We start from the raw sequence: 2,107 nt of genomic DNA, 5'->3' as shown, positions 1-2,107 counted from the left end.
CTGAAAAGAGATGAAGAATTAAGTATAAAAAATGAAGTAGTAGCAATGAAAGTTAAAGGGAAATATAGAGATGTTTATATTGGTACAGATTATAAATTAGATAATTTAATATATGTTGATGATAATAAAAATTTATATAGGATAAAAGAAAATATAGAGTATGATAAAAGCTTGTATGTAATAAAGGAGCAAGAAATTACGAAAGAATTGGAAGGAAAAAGCGTTGAAGGTAATGATTGGCAGTTATCGGATAGAGATTTAGATAATGTCAGTTTTAATGTAATGAAAAATACTATAGAAGAGTTAATGAAAGAAAATTATGGAGATTTTGTAAGAGCAATTATATCTATTGAATCAGGAATTGAGGATTTAGATATATTGGATAATATACATGAAAAATATATGGATAGTGACTTTAAACTTATAAATGATAAGTTTGAAGATTTAAAAAATGAAATAGAAAGAGAGAAATTAGATGTGAGAGATGAAAAGAAAGAAAAAGAGATTTGGAGAAAAATAAGAGAGCATGAAGAATGGATAAAAAGTAATGGTCTTAGAGGGCAACAATTAAACTTAGAAAATGAAAATCTAAGTGGTATGAGATTAATTAATTTAGATTTAAGGGATGCAAATTTTAAAGGTGCAGATATGACACAATGTGTAATATTTGCTGATTTAAGGGGAGCTGATTTAACTGGAGTTAAAATAAATAATAGCGAGTGGATTGGTTCTAATATAAATAATGTAACAATTGAAGCAAATAAATTAAATCTAATAGAGTATCAGATGGAGCAAGAGAAAGATGTACATTTAGCAAGTATGGACAAGCTAAAAACAAAAACAAAAGAAAAAGAAATAAAGATGTGAAAATATTCAGATTAAATTTAAAATATACCAGGATAAATTTATTTATTCCTGGTATATCTTTATCTAAATATATTGAAAATACGAAAGTTTATGGAGAAGTAGAATGAAATATTTAAAAGATATTTTTAATTTAAAAAATAATAAAAAATATAAAATTACAATAATAATTTTAGTAGTAATTATACTTATATTACAAACAAGTTTATCTATTAATAATAAAAAGATACAAGTATTAAATGTAAGAATAAATAAACTGCAAATGGAGAATAAAAAAGATAATGAAAAGTCAGAAATAGCATCAAATATAGATGAAGTTATTGGTACAGAAAAAGAGCAAGAGGATAATTTAAATATAGATGAAGAATTTGAAAATAAAAAAGAAAATATACTAGAAAGATATATTGAAGTTGGAGAAAAAAATAATAAAAAGTATTCATCAGAAATAATAGCTGGAAAAGAGGTATTAGTGTTTGAAACCATGAATTTAGAAATGACTGATGGACAAATTGAAAAATCTCTTAAAAAGATAAATAGTGATGAATTTGGAATTAATATAGTTAAAGATAAATTAGGAAATAAGCCATACTATAAAATATATTTAATAGAAACTAATATAGGCTCATAAGAGCCTATATAAATAATAGGGAAATAGGAAGGTGAAATTTTGGGAATAAATGGAAAAGGTTTTAATAAAAGTGATGTTTTTAATTTTACTTATGAAGTAAAAAAATTAATTGAACTATTAAATGGAATAGTGATCCAAAGTCAAGATAAAGAGAAATTAAATAAGATTATTTTTCAAAAGGAAAAAATTGAAAATATGATAGTATTTTTTGAACCTAATATTTATGAAGAATATTCTGAGAAAGTAAAAATATTATACTTACAAATGAAGAAGGCTAAGGAAGAATATAATAGGGTTGTTAAGGAAAATTGTTTTAAAGAAGTTATTGAAGAATATAAAAATAAATACGATAAATCAGTAGATGATTATAAAATTGGCAAATTAATACGAGATAAAATAAAAGAAGAGTTAACTAAAGTATAGTTTTTATGATAAAATAGGAATTGATAAATCCCTAGCATAAGAAAACAAATGAATAGTTAAAAAGCAGTAAAATTAAATTTTACTGCTTTTTTTCTCCAAATTATATTGTATTAATTTATAAAATATAATATAATTTAGAAAAAAGAAGAATTTCTTCTTCATATTTTAATTCCGAACGATAAATTAAAATGT

3 protein-coding genes are annotated in these 2,107 nt (G+C 22.6%); all 3 read left to right on the top strand.

The window, feature by feature from the left end; all coding sequences use genetic code 11:
* Positions 1 to 867: pentapeptide repeat-containing protein (locus Q0Y03_RS15395; RefSeq protein WP_297714663.1), on the top strand; the 867-nt coding region annotated here is incomplete at its 5' end.
* A gap of 103 nt (positions 868 to 970) precedes the next feature.
* The gene (locus Q0Y03_RS15390; protein WP_297714662.1) at positions 971 to 1,492 is read left to right on the top strand and encodes a hypothetical protein; all 522 of its coding nucleotides are present in this window, start codon (positions 971 to 973) and stop codon (positions 1,490 to 1,492) included.
* Positions 1,493 to 1,531: 39 nt separating this feature from the next.
* Positions 1,532 to 1,915: a hypothetical protein gene (locus tag Q0Y03_RS15385; RefSeq protein ID WP_297714661.1), complete on the top strand. Its 384-nt coding sequence runs from the start codon at positions 1,532 to 1,534 to the stop codon at positions 1,913 to 1,915.
* Positions 1,916 to 2,107: the final 192 nt, after the last annotated feature.

It is taken from the genome of Clostridium sp. (genome assembly GCF_026168755.1).
Classification (GTDB): domain Bacteria; phylum Bacillota; class Clostridia; order Clostridiales; family Clostridiaceae; genus Clostridium.
The sequence above is the reverse complement of the archived record's forward strand: the minus strand, read 5'-3'. Positions and strand labels throughout refer to the sequence as shown.

Coding starts and splice junctions, on each gene's coding strand:
- Q0Y03_RS15390 (WP_297714662.1), top strand. CDS start 971: ATGAAATATTTAAAAGATATTTTTAATTTAAAAAATAATAAAAAATAT.